Raw genomic sequence first — 25,323 nt, 5'->3', positions numbered from 1 at the left:
ATTGCCGGATAATCATACCAGATAGACGTTCAATCCATACTCTCCCATTCTTTGAGACGGCGCAGAAACTCGGGGTACTCCTCCGAATATCTCGATGTCCCGGTGAATATTACCGTGTCCATATGCCTGAAGTAGTCCACACGCACACGCTTCATACTCAGCGAAATAACGCAGTAGCAGCATGTCTTTATCACGCTGTCCGGCGCAAACTTCCTGAGTTCATCGACGGCCTTGATGATGCTCGAGCCCGTGTCCGCAGAGTCGTCAACCAGCAGGATATTCCTGTAGTCAGCGAGATTTATCGCCTGAAATTTTCTGCCAGGAATAAATAATCTCTCCGTGTGCTTGTCGTTATAACCCAGACTCATGCGGACATACGCAGACCAGACGAATTTCGGGACAAAGCGAAAGATCTTCTTGAGGCTGTCTCTCGCCTTGTCGCCCGGCCTCTTCACCGTAACATCAGCCATAGTACACCCGAAGTACTGCGCTATGGGTTCGGCGAACAAGAAGCCGCTCTTTGCGATGAAGACCACGATGTCCGGCCTGAAACTCTGTGCGATTTCCGCTGCCCACTTGGTGCAGTCTTCCTGTACTTCCTTCATCGAGGGAGACAGAACACGAACTTTGTTCTTCATGCTGCTGCCTCCTCAACATACGAGCGGCAGGCCTGCTCAACACGGAACCTTACACGGACAACAACTACAACGTTATTCCTGTGCCCCCCCCCCCCCGTGCGTAGTTTTACGTACAGGATTGAACGACAAACCGTCGATGAAGCCCCTGAAGACTATCTTGAGCCTTCCGAGCCTGTCATTCTTTGCGTGAAAGAGAACGTCAAGGACGGTGTAGGAGAACTTCGCGAGCAGGTAGAGCCAGCCTTTCAGTCCGTACTGGCGGTAGCAGTGGACATCGTTCCTGTAGACGTACCTGTAACGGCTGATGCGGTCGGTGTTCTCGGAGGCGAGGTTGATCTTGGCATTGCTCTTCATGGCGTGGACTACGACGCTCTTGGGGACAACGTAGACATCATAGTGCCGCGAGATTCTGCCGGTGTATTCGTAGTCGTCGGTCCAGATGAAGTATTCGCCGTAAGGGAGGCCAAGTTCACGGATCACGTCGGCTTTGACGAGGAGGGAGACAAAGGATGCCATCTTCACGCGCACAGGTTCTCCGCGTTCAAGCTCTTTGTCGCTCACAAAGCGGAACAGCGTCTTCTTCTGCCTGTTAGCCCTGCACATAGAACCGTCCGTCCAGTACACGGCGGAGGATAACGCCCCCCACTTTCCGATGAGGTTTAGGGAAGCCTGCATCAGTTCGTCGAGGGCTCTGCTCTCAGGAAAAGTATCGTCGTCCATAACCCAGACGAAGCTGTAACCGTCTTCTACGGCTTGCCGTATCCCCCATTCGAAGCCGCCCGCTCCGCCGAGATTACTGCCCGTGTTGAAATAGTGTATGCGCGCATCATTAAACGCCAGCACGATCTCGCGGGTGGAGTCAGTACTGGCGTTGTCTATGACGTAGATATCACACTGCGCGTCCTTCTGGTTCAGGAGGCACAGGATATTCTTCCTCAGGAGTTCGCTCCTGTTGTAGGTAACAACTACTGCGGCTGTGTCCATCATGCTGCCGCCCCCAGTTCTTCACCGCAAGAATCATGAAGACGGTAAACACGGACGACAGCAACAACTAGCAGGTTATTTTGCTGTCCCCCCCCCCCGTCCGTAATTCTACGTACCTCAGGATGGAACGAGAAGCCTTCTCTGTAGCCGTTGATGAGCACGCCGAGTTTCGCAAGTTTCTGGCCTTTGGAGTGCAGCAGAATATTCAGCGCAGTGTAGGCGAACTTCACGGCGAGGTATACCCAACCCTTGAACCCGTACTGACGATAACAATGAACGTCGTTGCGGTAAATGTACTTGTACCGGCTTATCCTGTCCGAACTGTCCAGCGCAAAATTCACGCGCATGTTCTCCTGTCGGGCGTGGGTAACTTTGCTCGGGGTTACGAGCCACAGCTTGTACTTCCGCGAAATCCTGCCGGTGTATTCCAGATCGTCCGTCCAGATGAAGTATTCTGCTATGGGAAGGCCGACATCACGCATAACTTCAGCCTTGACCAGCAGAGACACGAACGTACAGGCCTGAAGCCGGACAAACTCACCTGATTTCACGGCTTTGTCGCTTACTCTGTGGAACAGCCCTGTCTTCTGCCGTGCCATGTTGTCCACAGAACCGTCCAGCCAGTATGCGGCAGATGAGAACGCTCCCCAGTCTCCGTTCAGTTTTTCGTCGGCATCAAGGAACTGTGATAACGCGGTGTCCGACGGCAACGTGTCATCGTCCATCATCCAGATGAACTGGTAATCCTCATTCAGGACTCTCGTCAGGCCGTACACGAAACCGCCGGAACAGCCCAGATTGCTCCCGGTGTTGAAGTAATGTACCCGCTCATCATGAAACGCCAGCACTACCTCATGCGTAGAGTCAGTACTGGCGTTGTCGATTATGTAGATGTCGCATTCCGCGTTCTTCTGGTTGAGGAGACACTCAATGTTGCGTCTCAGTAACTCACAGCGATTGTAAGTAACGACGACTGCTGCTATCTTCCTCATGCCGCCGCCTCCAGTTCTTCATTGCAAGAATCATGAAGACGGTAAACACAGACGACAGCAACAACAAGAAAGTTATTTTGCTGTCCCCCCCCCCCGTCGGTAATTCTACGTAGTTCCGGCCTGAACGAGAAGCCTTCCTTGAAGCCGTTGACCAGCACTCCAAGTTTCTCCAGCTTATGACCCTTCGAGTGAAGAAGGACGTTCAGAGCAGTGTACGTGAATTTCACAGCGAGGTATATCCAGCCTTGAAGGCCGTATTGGCTGTAGCAGTGAACATCGTTGCGGTAAAGATACCTGTACCTTGCGAGGCGGTCAGGAGCATCAACGGCAAAGTTTGGCCGTCTGTTGTCCTTCATTGCGTGAACAACAGAACTTTTCGGCACAACGTAGATCTTGTGATGCTGCGACAGCCTCAGAGTGTACTCGAGATCATCTGTCCAGATGAAGTATTCCCCGTAGGGTAGCCCTATCTCGCGGACTGCTTCGGACTTCAGGAGCAGCGATACGAACGATGCCTGAATGACGGGGATGAGCTCCCTGTTCATGATGTCAGAGTCCTTTACGTGCGAAAACAGCGTGGGCTTCTGCCTGTTCATGTTGCACACGGAATTGTCGACCCAGTACGCCGCTGATGATAGAGCTCCCCAGTTATCCCCGAGCTTCGCGCCCGCTTCAATGAGTTCGTGCAGTGCCGAAGGTGAAGGCAGAGTGTCATCATCCATCAGCCACAAAAGGCGGTATCCGTCCTCTGCGGCCTGGCGCATTCCCCACTCAAAGCCTCCTGCGCCTCCGAGATTTCCGCCGGTGTTGAAGTAGTGTACCCGGCTGTCCGTGAATGACCTGACCATGTCCTGCGTCTGGTCGGTGCTTGCGTTGTCGATGACGTATATATCACACTGAGTACCCTTCTGATTCAGGAGGCATTCTATGTTCTTCCTGAGAAGCTCGCAGCGGTTGTACGTTACGACAACAGCAGCAATGTCGTTTTGTGTCATACTATCTCCCTCACAATAAGATTTCTTGCTTCGTAAACCGGTATTCCGTGCTTGAGAGCAAGTGCCTTCAAGTCCTCGTATTCCGGGATCTGCCGCAATGTTTCCCCGTCAAGCTCCGTCGTCTTCACGTGAATCTTCCCCAGACTCGTGCTGACCTCCTCGAGCTTCCACTTCAGGCGTATACGGTCAAAGTCCCTCAGCCTCACGCCCTGTGAAGTCGTGTGCTCAAGGATAAGCCGTGCCAGCTTCGCCGCGTCGTCGTTCCTGCACAGGCAGCACAGCTTCACTCCGGGACGTGCCTTCTTCATTGCGATGTTCTCCGTCCAAACGTCAAGCCCTCCCGCCGAAAACAGCTTCTCTATCACCGGCTCATAGTCCTGCGGGTTCATGTCGTCAATGTTGCACTCAAGAAGTGTTATGCGCTCATGAATAAGCCCTTCTGACTCGTACTCGCTCTTAGTGTCAATCATCAGCACACGCAGAGCATTCGGCATATCAGGAGTCTCCCTGTTCCCGAGCCCGAAGCCAGACGCAAGAATCTTCCCCGCAGGAAGCGCGCTGAACCCCGACGCAAGAGTCTTCACGAGGAGCGCGCCCGTCGGTGTAGTGCGTTCCATCGGCGAGCCCGCAGAGTACACGGGGATGCCGTGAAGCAGGTGCTCTGTCGCCGGAGCAGGGACGGGAAGGATTCCGTGCGCACACTCTACCGTGCCCGAGCCGACATTCACGGGCGACGATAAAACTCTTGGCCAGCCCAGCGCATCAATGAGGATGAACGAGCCGACAATGTCGATTATCGAGTCCACAGCTCCGACCTCGTGAAAATGTATCTTGTCGGGAGTCGTGCCGTGAACATGAGCTTCTGCCTCCGCGAGAACCGAGAACGCACGCAGCGATGCAACTTTCACGCGCTCGGGCAGAGTGCTTGATACTATCATCGACTCGATGTCCGCTAAGTGCCGGTAATGGTGATGATGGTGCTCGTGCTCCTCGTGCTCATGATGATGATGTTCATGCTCAAGGTGAACGTCAAAGTTTATCCCCGCTATGCCGTTCTTGGTGGTGCGCTCTATAACAAGCTCGTACTCTGACGGGTCAAGTGCTGTAATCTTCCCTATGCCCTCAGCAAGAATCCCAGTGTCCGGCACAAGATTGAGCATTGCACCGATAAACATATCTCCGGCAATCCCTGCGAAACAGTCAAGGTATAACGTCTTCATAATCTCTCACTTCTTCCTTGTGTAACTCAATAGCTCCTCGAACGGGTCAGCCCTCTTCAGAGTTTCCGGCGGCGTAATCCTTGCTTCCGGCGCAATGACATCGCGCGCGCGCGGGTAAGGCCGTGCACTTCCGGCGACGCTCCGCAGAATGTTCCTGCCCTCTTCGGTTACGAGCATGGGAACGACGGTTGACGTGTCGCATTCACAGCAAAACGCTATGTCTTCAGTGAAGCCTATCTGCTCGAGGTACTGCGCGTGATTGGACTTCTTCACACACTCGGTGAGGTTACTTCCTCTGTTCTGCCAGAGAGTAAGTGCCATCTTTGCGCTGTCAGTCATGAAGGCTTCCCCCTTAGCGTTAAGCTCCTCGAGGATTGCCCCCGCGCAGAGAGTGTCCTCCCAAGAAGGCCGCCTCTTCCTGCCCGAACACAGAAGCCCGATGCGTTTGCCCTGCGTAAGTGCGTAATCCAGACACGCCGCGTAATTCCTCAGGCACACCGCCAGGACATCAGCTCCGCTCGATGCCGCCTGCGTCAGGGCTACAGTGCCGTTCGTCGTGGACATGACCCCGCAATAATGCTCCTGAACCAGCTCGTAGCTTAATTCTGTCGGAGAGTTGCCCAAGTCGAAGCCCTCAGGCGGAAGTCCGTTGACCTCACCCATCAGCAATGGGGAAGAGCCGCGTCCCCTTAGTTCCTGAACGAGCGACCGCGCATCGTCAGGAGTCTTCACGGGGTAAAGCTCCGTCCCGCCGAGTTCGAACCAGCGGGCTATTACGGTTGTAGCTCTCAGAACGTCAATCACCAGCCACACATCAGCATCAGGCAGGTAATTATCCTCGCCGCACGAGAAGACTACGTCAGCTTCAAGTTTCTCCGCCATGAACTAATACGCCTTCGCGAAGACCGTCAGCCTAGCGTCTTCTTGGCCGGTGATGATGCATTTGCCGGTGCTTCCGCCGGGAAGTATGCATCTCGGTGTTGCGCCGGTCTCCTCGCGAATCCTGACCTCGTCCTCAGGAGTCCCGCCGAAGTATGCCCGCACGAAACCGCCCTTCTCCGCAATTATCGCCTTGAACTCGTCGTAGCTCGACGCGTCGTGAGTGTTGGCCTCGCGGAAATCCTTTGCGCGCTTGAACATGTTAGCCTGAATGTCCTCAAGCAGCTTCTTCACCGTCGGTATCACTGCGTCGTTCGCAACGTCCATCTTCTCGCCGGTGTCCCTGCGCACAACGCGTACTGTTCCGGCCTTGATGTCCTTCTCGCCGAGCTCGAGCCTCAGAGGCACACCCTTCTGCAGGTGCGTGAAGAACCTGTCTGCGGGCCTCATGTGGAAGTCAGTATCTACGCGCGTGAACATTCCGCCGAGTTCGTCATCAAGACGCGCGGACAGCTCTTTAGCCTTCGGGAGTATGTCATTCTCTGCGATGGCTTCATCCTTCGAGATGGGAAGGATTACGGCCTTCACGGGGGCAATTCTGGGCGGGATTATCAGGCCGTCGTCATCGGAATGCACCATGATTAGCGCACCGATTAACCTCGTCGACACTCCCCAGCTCGTCGTCCAGCAGTAAGACAGCTTGCCTTCCCTGTCCTGATACTGAATCTTGAACGCCTTAGCGAAGTTCTGCCCTAAGAAGTGGCTTGTTCCTGCCTGAAGTGCGCGAGCATCGCTCATCATTGCTTCGCAGGTGTACGTGTCATCAGCTCCGGGAAATCTCTCACCTGCCGTCTTTTCTCCGGCTATTACGGGGATAGCTAACTCGTTCTCTATTATGGTTCTGTAGACCTCGAGCATCCTCATGGTCTCTTCGCGGGCTTCCTGCTCGGTCTCGTGTGCTGTGTGGCCTTCCTGCCAGAGAAATTCTGACGTTCGCAGGAACAGTCGCGGACGCTTCTCCCAGCGCATAACGTTTGCCCATTGGTTAATCAGGACGGGAAGGTCTCTCCACGACTGAACCCACTTGCTGTACATGTACCCTATCACCGTCTCCGAAGTCGGACGGACAGCGTAAGGTTCTTCGAGCTCCTCGCCCCCTGCGTGGGTAACTGTCGCGCATTCGGGAGCAAAACCCTCTACGTGCTCGGCTTCCTTCTGCAGGAACGAATAGGGGATTAACAGCGGAAAGTATGCGTTGACGTGCCCGGTCTTCTTGAAGGCAGCGTCGAATTTCGCCTGTACGCTCTCCCAGATTGCGTAGCCTGTCGGACGGATTACCATACAGCCGCGCACGGGGGCATAGTCTGCCATTTCAGCGGCCTTGATTACGTCAAGATACCACTGTGAATAATTCTCTTTTCTCGGTGTTATGTTGCGTGCCAATTTCTATTTATCCTCCTTTATGTTTTACGGTAACGGGAAGTGATCCCACACCGGCACTCCGATGAAGAACCCTGCCTTGAACTCCTCCGAGCCGTACATCACCGCAAACTTCATATCCACGAAGTTGTTCGGGAAGTTCACCGCAAGCCCTATCTCCCACGGAGCGTCTACCTTGTGCCATTCCTTGTCCATCGCGTAACCCCAGCTCGCGAAAAGCTCTCCAGCGATGACTCCCATTGCCGTGCGGTTGATGATGCGCCTAAGAGCTATATTCGTCCAGAACATGCGTTCGGCCTCGATGGGGTTGCGTGCGACGGAGTACAGCTCCTCAGCCGCTCCGAGATATACCGCGTGGCTTCTGCGGTTCATGTCGCCTTCCGCAAAACCGGCGCGGAAATACGTCCTCCACAGGCTCGACACGTCGAGGGGCTTGAAGTAGCTCAGCCGGTACACAATCTCGTCGAAGTCCGGCCACCAAGCATTTATCTTCCACGCATGGCCGTGCATCGGGTCTGACGGGACATCAAGCGTGTCGTACTCGGCCAAGAACGTCGGTCCGGCGGAGTCCGTGTCGTCGTTGCCGGAGACAGCGTCGCCCTCGATGTGCTCGTACGCGTAGCCTATCCCGACATTGACATCTCCCCACGTGAATAACTTGCTCACTCCCGCGGCGTACCTGTCCCAGTTGCGGAGCTTGTCGTCGCCTGCGGGCTTCCAGTTCTGCGCACTCAGAGTGAACTGCCACGCGTCCATAGGCTGGGGGGCTGTCTGGTAGGTCAGGTCTATTCCCCACTGGTCGCCTATCTTCGCGACTCCCACGAGCGAGTCGTACTCCGAGAACATGCCTCTTGCTTCGCCCTTAACGTACATCCATCTGTTCGGGTGAAGGTTCGTTGTGTAGCCGGAAATCCCTATCTTCAGCTCCGGCGACTGCCTAACGTCAACACGGACGAGCACATCGCCCTTCTCTGTGCGGCCGAGCTGGTAGTCAGCAAGCTCAATGCCTGAAGCCTCTGACAGTTTCGTCATGATGTCGTCAATCTCTTCGTTGTCCGCCTTCCTGCCCACAAGACGCAGCATCCTTCTGCGCACCATCTCTTCCAGCTTCGGCGGAAGTCCGTGAACCTCGATGTCGCCGATTACGTCGCTGAGCTCGCGTTCTTCCTGAAGCGTGAACAGTGCCGGGCCCTGCTCCGAGAGTGCCTTTATCTCGTCGATCTTCTCCATCGCCGCATCAGCTCCGAGTGCGATGATCTTTTCCGGGTCATCAGTGTCGAGCATTCCGAGCCCTGCAACGTTCGGCTTCAGGAGAATGTCTGCCGCAGCACCTTCCTCGTCCGTCGTCCGCCTCATGAGGATTGTCAGTGCCTGGTTCACAACGTCCATGTAGGAATTTACGCCGTTGAGCATCACGTCCGAGATGTCCACCGCCACTATCGGAATGCCGGGAAACATCTCGCGCGCAGTGTACACCGGGAGGTTTGAGACCACTCCGCCGTCAATCAGAACGTGCCCGTCAATGACCCACGGCTCGAACAGCATCGGTATCGACATTGAAGCTCTCATTGCGGCCGCGAGGTTTCCGCTCTTCAGGACAACTTTTTCGCCGGTCTCTATGTCCGTTGCTACTGCGGCATAAGGTATAGGCAGATGGTAGAAGTCTGTCTCTGTTACGTGCCTCATGAGCTGAGAAAAGTACTCGTAGAGCTTGTCGCCCGTGAGCAGTCCCTTCGGCCCGCGCTGGCCGTCCTGCTTCTTCCACGTCAGGGCAGGAATCGTGCTTGTCTTGGCCCGGCGGTCGTTGCCCGTGAAGACGAACATCGGCCCGGTGTTCTCGCTGAGGAGGCTCGGGAGGTCTAACTCCTTCAGGATTCGGTGCATGTCCTGAGCACTGTACCCGGAAGCCCTGAGTGCTCCCATGAGCGCACCCATGCTCGTGCCTACGATGCCGACAATGGGCACTCCGTTGAGCTCTAAGCTCTCGATGACCCCCAGATGTGCGAAACCTTTTGTGCCGCCGCCCGACAACACCAGCACAACGCCGGCTTCTCCCGAAAAAGGGCTCAGAGCCAGCATGAACGCGGCAATTACCGCACACAGAAACTTCTTCATGATGATATTCCTCTCCCTTAATGAAAAACGGCTCCGGCCCATTCAGACCAGAACCGTCATTGATTTCGTATGCGTGAATGAATTTGCTGAAAGCTAGTCGATCTTGAACGACAGCACCAAGTACAGCCCCCCTGAAGGCTGAAGCTCGAACGGCAGCGTGAAGCTCCTCATTCCGTTATCCTCGCTCGTAACGTTCTTGATGTTCTCGCCGATTATCAGCTGAGGAGGTGTTACGTCGACTGTTCCCAGCGCGCTCTGTACTAGTGCACGGCCTCCGATCATGTTGGACAGCTCTCCGATTACGCTCATCGAGACATCCTCGCCCAAAACGGGAGCTATCATTCCGCCGGACATCGCGGAGATGATGTTCTCGAAGCCGTCTTTGTTCAGCATTATGTTCACTGTCCCGCGCGAGCCCACTCCCACAACGCCTATGAGGGCTGTCGTGCAGATATTGTCTACTTTGATACCCTGCGAGACTTTCGACTTGTTGAGGGTGATATTCAGCCCTACCTCCCGCCCTACGGACAGCACTGCCGACGCAAAACTATTCACTAGGGCGACAAGTTTATCCATACCGGCCATTAATACAATCTCCCTCCATGTGAAATTATGTTCATGCTTGTGTGAAATCGGGTAATATTATAGCCTATTCCGGCGTATATCTCTATATTTTTTCAGCCCCCTCAAAGCTATTGCCCATGCCGCCATATCATCTATTGCTCCGCCCGGAACTCGCATTCCTTCGGGCAGCAGTCTCACCCAGATTGACGGCGTGTGAACCTTCCAGTACAGGCTTCGTGCCTCAAGCGTGCTGTTCCTCTCGTCGACCGTCATAATCTCATACGGCAGAGCAGCCCTCACACGTTCCGTGAACTCCTTGCTATGCGTTCCGTCGCCGACTGCAACGAAGATTATACGGCTCTCAGCAAGTCCGTCGTATCCGGCCAAGATTTTCTCGAAGAACCTCTCCTGCTCATTCGTCGGAAAAATCCCTGACGCTAAAAGCCCTCCGTCCTCGTCAACGAAAGCAAATCCCGTCTTGTCCCTGCCAGGGTCAAGGCCGAGCACTACACGTTTTTCCCGAGCGTGTATTCCCATCTGTCCATCAGCCATAACCACAGCTCCGGCCTCTCACGAATCCAGCCGCCAATGACCTCGTCGCACGTATCGAGCGAAAATCCTTCCCTGTCGCTGAGTATCTCCGTCATCTCTACGATGTGGTGTGCGGGGTTGTCCTTGTCCCTGACGTAGTGTGTCGCTACGATGGGACAGCCGAACTTCTGCCACAGCTTGACGATGCCGTCATGAGTGCTCGCAGGAAGCCGCAGAAAGTCCGTTCTCACTCCGTCCTTGCGAGCGTCTAAGTCCTGCATTATCACGACGACTCCTCCGGCCTTAAGCACGCGGAAAATCTCTCGTATGCCCTTGTGGTTGTCGATGATGTACATTCCGACGGTGTTAGTGCGTATGTCCGCAATCATGCTCTCAGCTCCGCCGTCGTTCTTCTGGGGCGTGTAGACCGCGTGAAGCTCAAACCCCGCGTGAATCACCCGCATTGCCGCGAGCTCCCAGTTCGCCATGTGGCTGGTCATGAGTATCGCTCCATTTCCGCGCGACAATGCCGAGCGCAGAAGCCTCTGGCTCTCTTCAGGAAAGTCTATGTACTCGTCAACACGTTCCTTCATCAGCGGAAACCTCACGAACTCCACCGCCGACATCCCGAGATTCATGAACGAGCCCCGAATAATCTCCCGCGCAGTTGTTACGCCGACACCAAGTGCCGCAACACACCGGGCTTCTGCACGGTCAGTCTTCTTCCAGAGGACGAGCCTCAGCAGCCTGCCGATAAACCGCCCGAGCGCAAGAGCAGTCCTGTGGGGTATAATTCGCAGGAATCCGACAATAATATTAAGCGTCATTGTTTTCTCCTCAACTTCATAGATTAGGGGTGATTATATTTGCATTCGCTGTCTAGGTGCAAACTTTGCGGGAAACTTTTTGACCCCTACTCAGTGCCTGGCAGAAGGGGATTGTGTCCCAAGTGCTCCGTGAGGCTTGAGGAAGTATACTCCCGCGTTCATGAGTACATCCGCCGCCACAAGAACGAGGTCATCTTCGAGCCGGAACACCTCGCAGAGGAGACACAGACGAGCCTTGAGGACATGGACTTGCTGTTCAGCTTCGGCTATCTTGAACGCGACATGCAGACTTGGAGCGACAAAGTCTCTGAACGCCGCCAGCTCGCAGGCAGGTTCGAGAGTGCTATGGCACGCATGGCAGAAGAGAGGAAAATGGCGATGTACGGCGGAAAAATTTACAGCAGGAGGAGTGATGATTAATGCCGTTGCTGCAGTGCAGGCTGTGCGGACGGATATACACTGAAGGAGGACGGGACAGGGTCTGCCCGAGATGCTTGCGGAGGCTCGGAGACCTTTACGGTTCTGTTCACGAATACATGAGAGACCACGAGGAAGAGAGGTTCGACATCTACAAGCTCGCTGAAGGAGTAGGTGCGGACTTGGCGGACATTCAGGCACTTGTTGACTTGGGGTACATCGAGCGTGATTTAGGGCTTTACGGCACACGCGAGACTGAGAGGAGCAGGCTTGCGCAGGCTTTCACCACAGAGCTTGAGCGAATGAGCAAGAGCAAGCTGACGACTTACGGCGGAGATATATACGCGCGCGGCCATGACCGGGACGACGGAATGAGGACGGTGCGCAGGAGATGATTCAGCACCTCATTACTGCGGGGCTTCTCGGTGCGTGTATGGGCTCGTTCCTGAACGTAGCGGCACACCGTTCGCTTCAGGGGCGTTCGTGGTGGGGGAATGAGCGTTCGGCCTGTGAGTCCTGCGGTCATGTCTTGGGAGCACCTGAACTTATCCCCGTAATATCGTGGCTTGTTCTTCGCGGACGATGCCGGCACTGCGGAGCGAGAATCTCCGTGAGGTACGTCATTGTTGAGCTGGTCTGCGCGGCTATGGCTGTGGCTGTAACTGCGCGCTGGGGGATGTCGTGGGCATGTGCTCTCGCGGCAGCAGGTTCGTGCGGGCTGGTCGTGAACTCTCTGACCGACATTGAGAGCGGCGAAGTTCTGGACGTGTTCGCGTTAGTGCCGGGAGTACTTGGCCTGCTGATTCGTTTCGCTGGCGGAAAGTGGGCAGTCCTCGACGGCGTTGAAGGCGCACTTGTCGGCTGGGGAGTTTTCGCGGTGATAATCTTCCTGTCGCGGGGCGGAATGGGCTGGGGAGATGCTGTCTTCATGGGAGGAATGGGGGCAGTGCTGGGCTTGCGGTTTACGCTGTTTGCGTTCTACGCGGGAATAATGGCGGGCGGTGTCTGGGCAGTGATTCTCCTCCTGCTCGGACGCGTGAAGTGGGGCAGGGGCGACGCGATGCCGTTAGTGCCGTTTCTTGCGGTGGGATGCTTTGCAGTGCTGGTGTTCGGCCCGGAGATTTTCGCGTACCTTGCTGAACGTTTCAGGACTGAAGAAGTCTTCAGGGTTACTTGGCCGTTTTCGGGCTAGCGTGGTAATATGTGCATGAAAAAATCCCTCCGGCCGTGAACCAGAGGGATAGATGCTAGGTTGGGTTAATCGCTGAGATCGTACTCATCCGTGTTGGTGATTACCATCTTGGCACTCTTCATCGTTAAGGGCGGGTTGGCGAAGATGCTGCCGTTGGTGATCAGCCCGTTCATCAGGCTCTTGACCTGATTAGTCGTCGCACTCTCCTTCGCGTAGCCGTAGGACATGGTTACGTTGCCGTCAGACCCTGCAAAGGTCATCACTAATTTTGCGCTCATTATGTTTCACCTCCTCTCATTAATGCCGGAAAACACTTACTGGCTGACAGTCGATGTCTCGACCTTCTCAACGGTTACGATGCTCTTGTCGAGGACAGGCGAAAGCAGGCTGACGATGCTGATTGCTTTGTCTGCGTCGAAGGCATCCTTGTTGAGGTTGCCAAGAGATACGCTTACCGTCTTTGTCGCACCTGTCGCGGTCGTGCCGTTGTTCAGCTTGACGTTGACGCGGATCTTGCTTGTCGTTACGGTTGCGGGCATAAAGCTCACCTCCTTTCAGTGTTGGAGTATCTATCACGAAGCCTCATCCTGCGCACTGACGGGCATCATGAACATTCTTCACGCTGACAGGTCAATGACCCTAACGGACATGCCTTTCTTGAACGCCTCGTAGTCTATGCCTGCCTCGCTGACGTACGCGCCTTCCGGCACATCCGCAATCTCTGCGGTCTTCGGGGCTGGGATTCTGCGTCCAGCGTCCTCGCACATCCAGAGCGCAAACCCGAGCTCCTCAGAGGCTGACTTCTTCAGGTCATCACTATTGCTGTAGGAGACCTCGCATTCGTGATCCAAATCGGGGAAATAGATGCTGCAGTTCCCGTCATTCTGGCTCGGCTTGAAGACTGCCGGATAATATCGCACCATTTGTTCATCACCTCTCTTTTCTGCGGTTTATTGCCGCTTCAAATCTCAACAGTGAATAGTATAGGGCATAGCTATCATTTATGCAAGCATTAATTTTTATTATGCGATAAAGAGGAAGCTCGACAGGCCTACAGATTCAGGAAACGTTCCAGACACCAGACCATCCACTTCTGGTCGCCAGTGAAATTGTCCGTGCAGTGCGGGAAGAACTCAGGACGTGAAGGTCCTCTCCAGTCCTTGAACCATTCATTGACGGGGCGCGGCATGGGGATTTTCTCGGGGAGGTCAAGAGAGGGGTAGAGCTTCCTGAAGGCTTCGCGGACAAGATATTTTGTGTCGCCGCTTCTGATTCTCGCATAATCGAGCGGAGCATCAAGGCGCGTGTATGAATACGGGTCAACAAATTCTACTCCGGCAGCTCCGCAGGCGTTGTAGTAAGAGCCGAGACTCTCGATGTTGAAATACTTGTCGATGAAGCCGTAAGCGTCAATTCTCCCGTCCCTCTCGAACTCGCAGAACGGCTGAAGGTTCATCACCGGCTCTCTCAGAACCTTGTAGGGCATCACATAGCTGTAGCGGTCAACGAACTCACCGAACAGCCAGTCTTTCGCGAGCAGGCCGTTGTAGCCGCCGTAAACAGCATCAGACGCATCACCGAGAATGAACTTCGTGAACCCTTCAGCTTTTGCCCTCATAGCTCCTATGTATATCTGTGCCTCTATGGAATGCATAGGACTTCCCTTGTGCCTCATCAGCCCATCGGTTACGGCCTCGACATCCTCCCACGTTATGTCAATCACCTCGTGCTTCAGCCCGCAGATGTCCGCAATCATTGCCGCCCTCCCGGACTCGTCAATGACCTTCACGCCCGGCACAACACACCTGAACGTGTACGCCCTCGAACCCTCAGGCATGAACCGCGCGAGTATTGCGCTGTCGATTCCTCCGCTGAGGGCAAGGGCAGCGCGTCCGTCCTTCGTGGCTTCACGCGTGAAATGTTCCAGAGCAGCGAGAAGCTCAACACTCGTCCTCACAGGAACACGCGGAAAGTCTATATCCTGTAATTTAACGGATACCCCCCCCCCCGTGAATTACGTAGCGATACATGAGGTATTCGCTCATCGCCTCGTTAGTCATGTACATTGTCCTGTTCCTCCTTAGTCCAGCCCCTGACGTGCCGGAGTGCCTGAGTGATTTTCGTCGAAGAGATTCCGCGCGTGTAGGGGAAATACACTATCCTGATGCCCGCTTCCGTGAAGGAGCGTTCGTAGTCCTGCCACTTGTCCGAGCCGTACCAGTCGTCGCCGACAAAGAGAATCTCTGCTCCGAGCTTCTTGCAGGCGGTGAGCTTGTCCATGTCGTACTGCGGGACGGCCGCGTCAACGTACTTGATGCTTCGGACGATCTCTATCCTGTCGTCGAAGGGTATCATTGCGGTCTTGCCCTTGTAGGTAACTAGTTCGTCGACAGTTACGCCGACGACGAGGCGGTCGCACATTCCCTTAGCGTTCTTGAGGAGGTTGAGGTGTCCGATGTGGAAGAGGTCGTAGACTCCTGTCGTGTAGCCGATAATCATTTCGCCCCTGCCTCGTCAAGATAGTACGTGTATGGCTTGTCGAAGTCTATTATCATGTTCAGGTTGAACCTTGCACCGCCGCTGATTCTCTTTTCTTCCGGCGGAAGCTTCATGTAGTCTCCGAAGTCCATCGTGAGATAGCGGTCATAGCCGCAGGGCACAGCAATAGTGGTATCCTCGAACGGCACTTCGACAGAGTCCTTGAAGTCGTCATAGTGGAAAATCATGCTGTACCAACCTTCGGGGCTGCGCGTGAAATCCCTCCATGCGAACATCATTTTGTCGGAACAGCCGAAAGGGTATTTGCTGAGAAGTTCTTCCTGCTTCACCGTAAAATAATAGTACGGCTTCAGCTTCCTCAAAGGAGCAAGCAGGAAATACAGCAATCTTTTTGCGGCAGCTCTGAGCGGAGACCTGCTCACCTCAAGCTGCATGCGCATCAAGGTATTCATGATCCTGTAGCATTTCAGCTTGGCGAACAGTACTGCACGCGCGAACCTTCCTGCTGGGAGACCATTCATCACGAGAATGTCAATGTGTATGCCCATGCCGTAGTCTCTTACACGAGAGCATTCCTTAGGGAAAAACGTCGTGTTCTTGTCGTGTAATCTGAGTGCGTAGGCAATTTTGAAGGCTCTGGGGTGTCTGTGCCCGTAAAGCGCGTAATTGGAAGGCAGCTCCTTCTGTGCGATTTCAGCAAACTTCAGGTAATCTTCGTACGGCATCCCTATATCCACATCATCGTCCCACGGGATGAAGCCCTTGTGCCGAACCGCCCCAAGACACGTCCCGCCAATCGCAAAATACCTCAGGCCGTGCCTCCTGCAGATGTCCTGAAAGACTTTCAGTATCTCGAGTTCCTTGAGCTGGATACGTCTGGTGAGAGAAAGATTATTGTCCATTGCACACACCTTCCTGCGCACAATGGACGCTGTCGTCAACGTGAAAAGTTACATAGTTCGCCCGAAGCCCGAAGCCCGAAGCCCGAAAAAATTATAGTGCTTTGACGCATTATGTCAATTGTCCTTTCTGGGGAAATTTTGCCCGTTATTATACACTCTGAAAACGCGAACGGTTCACGTGTTCCGGCTTCTTCTGCTCAATCTCTCCCGCCGCAGTAAGTGCCATCCTCGTCATCATCGGCCCGACAAGTTCATACACCAGCACGCTGAACAGAATTATGTTGCGTATCAGCCCGCCGGTCTCCGCACCCAAACTCTGCGCACTCACAACCATTCCCAGCGCAACGCCCGCCTGCGGGAACAGCGTTATCCCCAAGTACTTTCTGACGTTCGGCGTGCAGTGCATAATGTCGCTCGAGAGCCTTGCTCCCCAGTATTTGCCCAGACACCTCACGAGAATATACACAGTCCCGGTGAGCAGGACTCCCGCATTCTTCAGCACGGAGAGTTCCAGCCTCGCGCCCGACAGCACGAAGAACACTGCGTACAGCGGCGCGCTCCACCTCTCCGAACGATGCATAATGTCCGCCGAGTACTCGCACAAATTGCAGAACACCGTCCCCAGCATCATGCACACCAGCAGCGACGAACACGCAAGCCGTACCTGTCCGATATAGACTTCACGCGACGCAAGGGCAATCGTCATCATCACGAAGGCGATTGTCATCGAGAGACGGTTAGTGTTGGAGAAGAAGTACCTTTCCAGCTTCGTAAGCACCCAGCCCATCAACGCACCGAGAACCAGCGAGCACACAATCTCAAGCATTGGGTTCACGATTACGGAGATAACGTTAATCGTCCCGCCCTGCATCGCCTGAGCGATTCCGATTGAGACCGCGAAAATCACCAGACCCGCCGCATCATCGAGTGCAACAATCGGCAGAAGCAGATCCGTTACCGGCCCGCTCGCCTTGAACTGTCGCACAACCATTAACGTTGCCGCAGGAGCAGTCGCCGACGCAATCGCACCGAGAGTTATCGCCGCAGGAAGCGGAAGAAGCCCGAACTTCACGCTCAGGAACACGAGAGCCGCATCAACCATAAGCGCAGCCGCAACAGCCTGAAAGATTCCGATAAAGGTTGCGGTCTTGCCCATCTCCTCGAGCTTCTTCAGCTCAAACTCGCTCCCAATGTCGAACGCTATGAAGCCAAGCGCGATGTTGGAGATTATTCCGACAGCCGCAAGTTCATCAGACGAACCGAAGCCGAAATCACTCACGCTCCCGAGAACGTACGGCCCGACAAGAAGCCCAGCTATCAGGAATGAAGTTACATCGGGGAACATTATCCCCTTCTGTCCGACGGTGTACTTGAATACGCGCGTCATTGCCAGCCCCGCAAACAGTGCGAAGGCTACCTTAAGAAGTAATGACAAGTATAATAACGCCTCTTTCTATCCCATTGAGGGAGTGTATATTTTACACTGTGATTTGCCGGATTTCTTGGCCTCGTATAATGCCCTGTCCGCCTCGTGTATTATCTGGTCTATTGTCTTGTCGCTGTCAGGCCTCGTCTGCGAGATTCCCGCGCTCACGGAAAGTGCACGCATCGTCTGCGTTGTGCTGTAGTACTTCAGCAAGCGGGACATGAAGCAGGTTACACGCTCTGCCGTCGCGTTGATGTCCCTCCTGCCGAGAAGGACGAGCATAAATTCATCCCCGCCCATTCGAGCCGCAAAAGCATCCGCAAACTCATTCTGCATCATTTCTGCGGTTGCCGCTAATGCCCTGTCCCCTGCCTGATGCCCGAATGTGTCATTTATGCTCTTGAAGTTGTCGAGGTCGAGATAAATGCACGTAATGTTGCGCTCGTGCCTGTTCCTCTCTATGAAGTCCTGAAGATACCACCTCGTCGCAAGCCCCGTAAGATAGTCCTGACGTGCCATCTCGATTATGCGTTTGTCGTCTTCGAGTTCGTGCCTGATACGTTCCTGAATGTTCCTGAAGAGGAAGACAGCAAGAGGACGTGTAAGCGGCATCGGCCACAAGTCATAGAGCACCGAGAGCGTCTCTGCTTCCAACTTGTGGGCTTCGCGCGAGCACAGAATATATTTCGCGGAAGGGTCAGGCTCATTCTGGAGTTTGGCGGTGATGATTATCCGTGTTCCGCTGTCTCCGTTGAAATTGTGCGCAAAGCCGGGCAGAGGCTCAACGTCTTTGAGGATGGCGATAAGTTTCGTGCTTTCCGTGATTATGTTCAGTTCATGCATAGCCATATGTACGAGGCAAAGAGGCTCACTGCGATAAACGGCGCAATAGTCAGCAGGTTCATCACCAGCATTTTCCGCGCAGTTCTCAGCGGGAAGAACCCGAAGTAGTACCCGGCATTCATCCTCAGCACCCGCCCGAAAGTCCCCAGCCCGCTCCCGAGCAGAAGCGCGAACACAGCCTGAGGCACTGTGAGTTCTCCCTTCGCCAGAGACCCGCCCGCCATCGCAAGGGCAGCATTCACGCGGACGACAGCACTTGCCGCAACCAGAGAGCCCGTGAACATTCCTTGAAGGTACTTGTTGAGCATGGGAACGAGCGAGTACGACAGCGCAAAGAACCCCCACGCGAACGGCAATGTTTTTACGAGACGCTTGACGATTGGGACTCTATGAGATGATGGCTTTATGTCCGCAGAGACAGTTTCGCCGTCAGTCCGTGCGAACATGTACGCGACAACGAACCTCCCGACGCTCAGGAACAGCATAGCCAGCGCGTAGATTCCTCCGGCCGTGCCAGCCATCGAGACGGACAGCAGTAGTGTTGACGGCCAGCGTCTCAGGTACGACGGCAGAGACAGCATCAGCACGCTCCACACAGCGCACTTCTCGGAGATTTCGCCCTGCGCGAGAGATGACGACAGCAACGCTGCTCCGGCCTTCGACGACGCAAACGATGCCGCAACTGCCAGCGACGACGACGGCGCAAGTTTCAGGTAGGGCATAAAGCGTCTCATCAGCAGGTCAGGAAGACGGAAATACATTATCACCTCGCCGATTGCCAGCCCCAGCAGGATGTGAAGCGTCATCAACAGTTCGCCCTTGATTAATCCTTCCATAGCAGTATCACCGACATGTATTCTGTGATTCCGTGAAGAGCTTTCTCGCCCCTGATAACTTTCTCGAGACCCGGTATACCCGCATAATCCACCCGCACAACATGACGGAAACCTTCAGCGAGCTCGAGGATGTCGCGGATCGCCGTCGGCTTGTAGATTGCCGCACAGTCGCACACAGAGAGTGCCCGCCGTATCTTCTCTCTGTCGGCAGTGCCGGGAATCACGGAGAAGACTTCATCCCTCATCGCAAGGAATCTCTTTGCGCACGAAGCCGCCAGTGAATGAGCAGACACTCCAGGAATGAACGACACCTCAATATCCGGGACAAGTTTCCGCCACGCACTGAGCAGGTAATCTCCCGTCGAGTAGAGCATAGAATCACCGATTACAGGGAAGAAGACCGTCTGTGCTGCCTCCCACTCAGGACGAAGAACCTCAAGCTGCGAGAGTATAGCTCTGTCGCGCCTGCCCGCAGAACTCGTCATCGGAAAAGTCATGTGCACGATTTTCTGTTCAGGGAAGAGTCTTGTGATTACCTTCTCGGCCTGACCCTGAATGTTTCCGTGAGAACGCGGCACGATAACAACATCCGCGCTCTTTGCCCTCTGGAATGCCGAGAGCGTCAGAAGCCTGCCTTCTCCAGGACCTGTACCGGCGATGATTAGTATCATGATGGGTATACCTGCTTTGTGTGAATGCTTTAATTTTTTCGTTATTCGCTATAATATCACACGTACCCAATACTACAATTTATCGAGGAAGTGATTCATTATGATGGTGCTGTTAGCTTTCGTGGGGGTAACGGTGTTCCTGATAGGTTTATGGCAGTGGGCACTAGGCGGAGCGAGCCTGTGGAGGATATTCACCCTGCGCAGGATGGAGAAAGACCTCCCTGTAGAAGAACGCCTTGAAGCAGAGCGTGAGGTCAGGAGGCTCGAACAGAGCGCAGACAGGACTATCTCCTCAAGCCTCAGGATAATAGCTTTCTTGGGGGTATTCGTGTGGGTGTTTCTCGGGCTTCAGATGATACTTGAACTGTTCGGCGTGAACATGATAGGCAGCATTTCGACGACGGCACGTTCTTACTGGGCACAGCCGGGCGTAACGAACACCCAGAGTCCGACACAGATGCGCAATGACATGCTCAGGAACATGGGCAGCAGTTTACGGAGGTGATGTGCTGAGTGATACGCTTGATGATATTCGACCACGATATGACCATCGTAGACTCCAGCTATGCCATCATGGAAGGCTTCAACTACGTAGCCCGTCATGAAGGCCTGCCTGAAGTCTCCCACGAACTCACGATGAAGTATATAGCTACGCCTATCCCGACGTTCTGCGAGGGACTGCTGGGCGATTACCGTCCCGAGTGGATAAAGCTCTACCGTTCGCAGAGCGAGAGGCTGGAGCGCGAGCTCATCCGTCCTTTCCCCGACACTGTGCCGACATTGACGGCATTGCGTGAAAAGGGTGTGAAGCTCGCCGTTGCCTCCAACAGGGAGAAGCCGAGCCTTCCCTTGATTCGTACCGGGCTGGACAAGTACTTTGACGTTATCGCCGGAGCAGAAGAACCATTTGGACACCTGCCCTACAAGCCGAATCCTGCGATGCTGAAGGAAATCATGAAGTACCTTGATGTTCCTGCGTCAGAGACGGTGTACATTGGCGACGCTGACATCGACATCCTGACCGCCGAAGCCGCCAACGTCCGGCCGATAGGCATCACTAAGGGCAACTTCTCGCACGAAGAGTTTGCACTTCTAGGCGCGTGGAGGAGCATTGACGAACTCGGCGAACTTGTCGCTATGGCTGATGAATGACCTTCGGGCTTACGGCGAATATTCTTCGCAGGTTCAGGCCGCCGACCTAAGGAAGCCATTTGTCCCTGCAAACCACCTCGCTGGGGAGCTCAGTCCGTGCCTCAGAGCTAGAGCCTCTGACCCTGTGGGGTGGCACTCATGGGGAGAAGAGGCTTTTGCTGTGGCCCGGCGCGAGGACAGGCCGCTGTTCGTGAGCGTGGGGCTGTACTCCGACCACTGGTGCCACGTCATGAACAGGGAGTGCTTCTCTGACCGCGAAGTCGCAGGAATGCTGAACTCCTCGTGCATCCCTGTCTACGTTGACGCGCTCGAGAGGCCGGATGTTGACGCGCTGCTGATGGAGACTTGCCGCCTACAGCACGGCAGTGCAGGTTACCCGCTAAACGTCTTCATGACACCTGAGGGAAAACCGTTCTTCTGCGCAACGTGGCTTCCCAAACGCACGGCTGGCCAAGTTCCCGGCATAACTGAGCTTCTTCCACGAATGCGCTGGCTGTGGCATATGCAGAGGCGTGATGTCGGACGCACTGAACGCGAGCTCGCGGAGAAGCTCTCGGCACGGCTCTCTGAACTCGGAGGCGAGAAGGGCGGACGAATCGGCAAGATCAAGGCTTACGAGGCACTGAACGACCTGCGCTCGATCTTTGACGTTCGCTGGGGCGGCTGGGGAGGCATTCCGAAGATGCCCGAGCCCTCAAAGCTCCTGTTCCTCGCACACATCGCCAAAGACGACAGCGCGAAGGAGAAGAGTTACGCCGAAGCTATGGCTGATGTTACGCTGAGGAGAATCTGGCGAGGAGGCATTCATGACCACTTGGGCGGAGGAGTCATGCGCAGTGCGGCCGACGAACGCTGGATAGTCCCGAAGTTCGAGGAAGAACTGTCCATGCAGGCATTGATGCTTCTTGCGGTGTCAATGATGGAGGAAGTCTCGTCGAACCAGTTTCACAGGATGTTCGCGGAGGACATTATCTTCTGCGCGATGAAGTACTTTGCCGACGACACAGCCTATTCGCAGGCGTTCAGGGCATCGGTTGACGGCGACACTGACGACGGCGAAGGAAGGTACTACACGTGGAGCGAGGACGAGATACGCCGGATACTTCCCGAGACGTTTGCGGGGATGTTCTGCGCGGCGTACGGTGTGCTTCCTAGCGGAAACCTCAAGGCCGAAATTGCCGGCTCGCAGATGGGACAGAACATACTTTACGAGGCCTCGACAGTTACTGACCTCGCGGAAAGGAGCGGCGTTAAGGCAGAAGAAGTCGTCATCCGCCTCAACGAATGCCGCAAGATTCTCCTCGAGGCACGCGACAAACGCAACCCCCTCAAGACCGACAGCAAGATTCTCATGGGCTGGAACGGCCTCATGATAGGAGCACTCGCGCGGGCATCAACAGCCTTTGAGCAGTCAGAGTGGAAGGACTTGGCCGAAAGGTGCGCGCTGTTCATCCAGAAGAATCTTCACGACAGAGCCGGAGAGTGGCAGAGGGTATGGATTGACGGCAAAGCGTATATCCCTGCGCAGGCGGAAGATTACGCGTATTTGTTGTGGGGAATCGTCGAGCTGTACAAGGCAACAAAACACTTCACCACAGTAGAGAAACAGCTGGACGAATGGAAGGAATCCGCCCAAAGTTTGGCCGATAAGATGATAGACAAGCTGTGGGACGAGAAGCTGGGAGGGTTGTTCCAGACCGACGGGACGGACAGACACCTTTTCGCGCGGATAAAGTCAGCTGTTGACGCGAACTCTCTGCCCAGTGCAAACGCTGTGGCCGCCATTGCCTTGAGCGAACTGGGGATAATCTTAGAGGAGAAGAAGTACTCCGATTACGCGCGGAACATCATTGCGTGCTTCTCGAAGTGCACTTCTGCTGACCCTCTGGGGTACTTGAGCCTGATTGTCGCGGACATGATGTGGAAGCCCGTCAAGAAGAAGCCCGCCCCGCCGCCGAAACCCGTACCGACGGACGAGGAGCTCAACCGCGAGGACGAAGCCCCCGAGATTTCCCCGCCAGAACAAACGGAGCAGGAAGACAGGCGCGCGGCACGTGCAAGACGGACGGCAGCCAGCAGCACACGCAGTGAACGAGCAGAGAGAAGACGCGCAGGAAGACGGCGCGAAAGGTAAAATATACATTTGCAGCAAAAATTTTTAGCAGGAGGTTATGCAATTGACACGTTTCAGGAAAACCGCAGGAGTCTTGGCAGCTCTTGCGGTTGTGTCATGTCTGGCAAGTGCCGGATATTCTGACTACAAGTTCGATGACCTTTATGGCCCGAGCGGAGTCAGCTATCAGTGGATGGTGCTCACCGATGCAGGAGAGACGATAGGGGACACGCACACCAATCCCATTGACGTATCAGGCGACATGCTCACCTCAGATACACCGGTCCTCAATGTACTGAGCGGCAAATCAGAGACAGCGATAACGGACAGAAGCCTAAACACGATGTTTCTTGTGGTAGCGGACGACAAAGGCGAGTTCGACATGAACTTCAGAGTTCCGTCTCTGGACGATCAGTTCGACGTAGCGACACCCAACCTCGCGGTGAGTACGCTTGTTCGCGAGGACGCAGTGCCTTACACGGACACAAAGACAGCACTCGGGTGGCCGGGCGGGGATTATGACCAGCTATGGAGGAAGTATCACTTCGAGATAGCCCGCTACACTCCGAGCCGTAAGACCTACGACACGGTTGCGCAGTACTTCTACTTCCAGCAGAACCCCAACTCAACCCCCTCTCAGGGAATGCCCGTCCCAATGGTCATCTCTAATGTTGTTTACGGTACAGCGTCTGACGTGCCGCTCGAGCTGAGGCTCACGCTCCGTGATTCGACGAACATGAACGGCAACATTGCGGCCTATGACCTGATAGATGACTGGCGCGTTGATGACAATTACCCTTACGGCGGAGATGCCCACCTCAACGACGGACAGTGGGTGTTCGTGCCGGTTAATGACCTCAACACCGACAACACGCGCATAGAGTACCTGCTCACGACGGAGGTTGTGAATCACACGGCAGTAAGGTACGCGGCATACGACGGAGGGACGCTGAACACGTGGGTTTTCCCGAGCTTCTGGAAGTTCGACATTCCGCGCTATCAGGGCACGACGTACATTGCGCGACAGTTTCAGCTCGCACCGGCAAGCCACATCGCGCCCGGCCTCGTGAGCGTCTACCGCAGACAGTACAACGTCAACGAGAGCAACAAGCGGCCGCTCCGTCTGTTCCCTGTCGACGATGCAAGGGGCACGGGAGTCTATGACCTCCGGCTGAACCACAGGGTAATCTTCGGCAAGAGGCTCGGGAGCACGTACGGTTATCCGGCGGCTGAGGGAAGGTTCAACCTGTTCGAGGTAACGGCGTTCCAGCTCAAGCCAGCTAGCATGAACTTCTACGACAATGTCGCGAGAATCACGGGCTCTACGAAGACAGTAACTACGCCGACGACGGCAAACCTCACGGCAAGTACGGTGAAGCACGACGCGATGCCCTCAGAGGCACTTCAGTACTTCACGATTGACCACACGATACCCGCGAACCTCAGAACGTCGTCGGTTGAAGGGATGCTGCCGCTTCACATAACGTTCAACATACCGATAACGCAGATTCAGAGCCGTACGAACTGGAACGACATGCTCGATGAGTGGAGGACAACCGGTCAGCTTTCGATGTTCTCCGACTACTTCCACCTGTATGTGATGGTAGACAACAACGATGGCACGCCCAACCCTTGGGACATGACGCAGGAGCTGACCAGGCGGGACGCAATGGATCTGGTCAAGGTGTTCATTGACGAGGACAGGGGCAGGATCACGACGGACAACGACAGGGGATTAATCACTGTGTCGTTCATTGCGATGCTCATGAATGGGACGCGGGACGGCGAGAAGCCTGAGTTCTCGATTGTGCCCGACACGAGCTCGAGCGGCGTGGAGAACAAGTACATAGTCCTTCGCGACGGGCATGACGACACAAAGTGGAACATGACGTTCTTCATTGCGCCTGCTGAGTACATAAATAATCCCGACGTAACTTCGCCCGATGCTTCTGCTCCTGCGAGCGGAGACAACAGCGGGACTGCTGAAGGCGGCGGTGGCGGCGGATGCAGTTCGGTGTCTGCGGGGATATTTGCGTTTGCGGCGGCAGTGCTGTGGTACATGAAGCGTGAAAGGAGAAATTCATAGT

Annotated in this window: 28 protein-coding genes; 7 read left to right on the top strand and 21 right to left on the bottom strand. The window is 54.9% G+C overall.

The window, feature by feature from the left end:
- Nucleotides 1-29: 29 nt before the first annotated feature.
- From IJT02_04765 to IJT02_04715, 11 genes are all read right to left on the bottom strand, one after another.
- On the bottom strand, nt 30-638 hold the full coding sequence (locus tag IJT02_04765; GenBank protein MBQ7544239.1) for a hypothetical protein: 609 nt from the start codon (nt 636-638) through the stop codon (nt 30-32).
- 72 nt (nt 639-710) lie between these two features.
- Nucleotides 711-1,625, bottom strand: a complete 915-nt coding sequence (locus tag IJT02_04760) for a glycosyltransferase (GenBank protein ID MBQ7544238.1) — start codon at nt 1,623-1,625, stop codon at nt 711-713.
- A complete protein-coding gene (locus tag IJT02_04755) occupies nt 1,622-2,614 on the bottom strand; it encodes a glycosyltransferase (GenBank protein MBQ7544237.1) in 993 nt (330 codons plus the stop codon). Before IJT02_04755 ends, IJT02_04760 begins: the two co-directional genes overlap by 4 nt.
- Nucleotides 2,611-3,609 carry a glycosyltransferase gene (locus tag IJT02_04750; GenBank protein ID MBQ7544236.1) on the bottom strand — a complete coding sequence of 333 codons (999 nt, stop codon included), beginning with the start codon at nt 3,607-3,609 and terminating at the stop codon, nt 2,611-2,613. The genes IJT02_04755 and IJT02_04750 overlap by 4 nt, the downstream gene beginning before the upstream one ends.
- Entirely contained in the window at nt 3,606-4,829 is a 1,224-nt protein-coding gene (larC, locus tag IJT02_04745) for a nickel pincer cofactor biosynthesis protein LarC (GenBank protein MBQ7544235.1), read from the bottom strand. The genes IJT02_04750 and larC overlap by 4 nt, the downstream gene beginning before the upstream one ends.
- Before the next feature lie 6 nt (nt 4,830-4,835).
- Nucleotides 4,836-5,711 (bottom strand): 2-phosphosulfolactate phosphatase, encoded by an 876-nt coding sequence (locus IJT02_04740; protein ID MBQ7544234.1) that lies wholly within the window; start codon nt 5,709-5,711, stop codon nt 4,836-4,838.
- A 3-nt stretch (nt 5,712-5,714) separates the two neighbouring features.
- A complete protein-coding gene (locus IJT02_04735; protein ID MBQ7544233.1) occupies nt 5,715-7,151 on the bottom strand; it encodes a proline--tRNA ligase in 1,437 nt (478 codons plus the stop codon).
- A 24-nt stretch (nt 7,152-7,175) separates the two neighbouring features.
- A complete protein-coding gene (locus tag IJT02_04730) occupies nt 7,176-9,263 on the bottom strand; it encodes a patatin-like phospholipase family protein (GenBank protein MBQ7544232.1) in 2,088 nt (695 codons plus the stop codon).
- Between the two features lie 93 nt (nt 9,264-9,356).
- Nucleotides 9,357-9,839, bottom strand: a complete 483-nt coding sequence (locus IJT02_04725) for a chemotaxis protein CheX (GenBank protein MBQ7544231.1) — start codon at nt 9,837-9,839, stop codon at nt 9,357-9,359.
- Nucleotides 9,840-9,905: 66 nt separating this feature from the next.
- Nucleotides 9,906-10,379, bottom strand: a complete 474-nt coding sequence (locus tag IJT02_04720) for an endonuclease (protein MBQ7544230.1) — start codon at nt 10,377-10,379, stop codon at nt 9,906-9,908.
- The gene (locus IJT02_04715) at nt 10,334-11,185 is read right to left on the bottom strand and encodes a lysophospholipid acyltransferase family protein (GenBank protein ID MBQ7544229.1); all 852 of its coding nucleotides are present in this window, start codon (nt 11,183-11,185) and stop codon (nt 10,334-10,336) included. Before IJT02_04715 ends, IJT02_04720 begins: the two co-directional genes overlap by 46 nt.
- 129 nt (nt 11,186-11,314) lie before the next feature.
- Here IJT02_04715 and IJT02_04710 point away from each other — a divergent pair, with 129 nt between their 5' ends.
- From IJT02_04710 to IJT02_04700, 3 genes are read left to right on the top strand one after another with little or no spacing between them, the layout of a single operon-like run.
- Entirely contained in the window at nt 11,315-11,605 is a 291-nt protein-coding gene (locus IJT02_04710) for a hypothetical protein (GenBank protein MBQ7544228.1), read from the top strand.
- On the top strand, nt 11,605-11,997 hold the full coding sequence (locus IJT02_04705; GenBank protein ID MBQ7544227.1) for a hypothetical protein: 393 nt from the start codon (nt 11,605-11,607) through the stop codon (nt 11,995-11,997). The genes IJT02_04710 and IJT02_04705 overlap by 1 nt, the downstream gene beginning before the upstream one ends.
- On the top strand, nt 11,994-12,794 hold the full coding sequence (locus IJT02_04700) for a prepilin peptidase (protein ID MBQ7544226.1): 801 nt from the start codon (nt 11,994-11,996) through the stop codon (nt 12,792-12,794). The genes IJT02_04705 and IJT02_04700 overlap by 4 nt, the downstream gene beginning before the upstream one ends.
- 65 nt (nt 12,795-12,859) lie before the next feature.
- On the opposite strand, the gene IJT02_04695 is transcribed toward IJT02_04700, so the two are convergent.
- The 10 genes from IJT02_04695 to IJT02_04650 all read right to left on the bottom strand — a co-directional run bounded on the left by IJT02_04695 (nt 12,860) and on the right by IJT02_04650 (nt 19,971).
- Nucleotides 12,860-13,072: a DUF2922 family protein gene (locus tag IJT02_04695; protein ID MBQ7544225.1), complete on the bottom strand. Its 213-nt coding sequence runs from the start codon at nt 13,070-13,072 to the stop codon at nt 12,860-12,862.
- Between the two features lie 36 nt (nt 13,073-13,108).
- Nucleotides 13,109-13,333 carry a hypothetical protein gene (locus tag IJT02_04690; protein MBQ7544224.1) on the bottom strand — a complete coding sequence of 75 codons (225 nt, stop codon included), beginning with the start codon at nt 13,331-13,333 and terminating at the stop codon, nt 13,109-13,111.
- A gap of 78 nt (nt 13,334-13,411) precedes the next feature.
- A complete protein-coding gene (locus IJT02_04685; GenBank protein MBQ7544223.1) occupies nt 13,412-13,717 on the bottom strand; it encodes a hypothetical protein in 306 nt (101 codons plus the stop codon).
- A 128-nt stretch (nt 13,718-13,845) separates the two neighbouring features.
- Complete coding sequence (locus tag IJT02_04680) at nt 13,846-14,751, bottom strand: asparagine synthase (GenBank protein ID MBQ7544222.1); 906 nt, start codon at nt 14,749-14,751, stop codon at nt 13,846-13,848.
- A gap of 95 nt (nt 14,752-14,846) precedes the next feature.
- Complete coding sequence (locus IJT02_04675) at nt 14,847-15,293, bottom strand: adenylyltransferase/cytidyltransferase family protein (GenBank protein ID MBQ7544221.1); 447 nt, start codon at nt 15,291-15,293, stop codon at nt 14,847-14,849.
- A complete protein-coding gene (locus IJT02_04670; GenBank protein ID MBQ7544220.1) occupies nt 15,290-16,195 on the bottom strand; it encodes a LicD family protein in 906 nt (301 codons plus the stop codon). Before IJT02_04670 ends, IJT02_04675 begins: the two co-directional genes overlap by 4 nt.
- Nucleotides 16,196-16,343: 148 nt before the next feature.
- A complete protein-coding gene (locus tag IJT02_04665; protein ID MBQ7544219.1) occupies nt 16,344-17,630 on the bottom strand; it encodes a cation:proton antiporter in 1,287 nt (428 codons plus the stop codon).
- A gap of 18 nt (nt 17,631-17,648) precedes the next feature.
- The gene (locus IJT02_04660; protein ID MBQ7544218.1) at nt 17,649-18,464 is read right to left on the bottom strand and encodes a GGDEF domain-containing protein; all 816 of its coding nucleotides are present in this window, start codon (nt 18,462-18,464) and stop codon (nt 17,649-17,651) included.
- A complete protein-coding gene (locus IJT02_04655; GenBank protein ID MBQ7544217.1) occupies nt 18,452-19,300 on the bottom strand; it encodes a hypothetical protein in 849 nt (282 codons plus the stop codon). The genes IJT02_04660 and IJT02_04655 overlap by 13 nt, the downstream gene beginning before the upstream one ends.
- Nucleotides 19,288-19,971, bottom strand: coding sequence for a precorrin-2 C(20)-methyltransferase (locus tag IJT02_04650; GenBank protein MBQ7544216.1), 684 nt, complete (start codon nt 19,969-19,971; stop codon nt 19,288-19,290). The genes IJT02_04655 and IJT02_04650 overlap by 13 nt, the downstream gene beginning before the upstream one ends.
- 100 nt (nt 19,972-20,071) lie before the next feature.
- Here IJT02_04650 and IJT02_04645 point away from each other — a divergent pair, with 100 nt between their 5' ends.
- From IJT02_04645 to IJT02_04630, 4 genes are read left to right on the top strand one after another with little or no spacing between them, the layout of a single operon-like run.
- The gene (locus IJT02_04645; GenBank protein MBQ7544215.1) at nt 20,072-20,476 is read left to right on the top strand and encodes a hypothetical protein; all 405 of its coding nucleotides are present in this window, start codon (nt 20,072-20,074) and stop codon (nt 20,474-20,476) included.
- A gap of 8 nt (nt 20,477-20,484) precedes the next feature.
- Entirely contained in the window at nt 20,485-21,123 is a 639-nt protein-coding gene (locus IJT02_04640; GenBank protein MBQ7544214.1) for an HAD family hydrolase, read from the top strand.
- A complete protein-coding gene (locus tag IJT02_04635; protein MBQ7544213.1) occupies nt 21,083-23,257 on the top strand; it encodes a thioredoxin domain-containing protein in 2,175 nt (724 codons plus the stop codon). The genes IJT02_04640 and IJT02_04635 overlap by 41 nt, the downstream gene beginning before the upstream one ends.
- Before the next feature lie 43 nt (nt 23,258-23,300).
- Nucleotides 23,301-25,322, top strand: coding sequence for a hypothetical protein (locus IJT02_04630; protein ID MBQ7544212.1), 2,022 nt, complete (start codon nt 23,301-23,303; stop codon nt 25,320-25,322).
- Nucleotide 25,323: the final 1 nt, after the last annotated feature.

Source organism: Synergistaceae bacterium, assembly GCA_017450125.1.
Taxonomy (GTDB): domain Bacteria; phylum Synergistota; class Synergistia; order Synergistales; family Aminobacteriaceae; genus JAFUXM01.
Note: the sequence above shows the minus strand (reverse complement) of the source record. Positions and strands in the feature narration are given on the sequence as shown.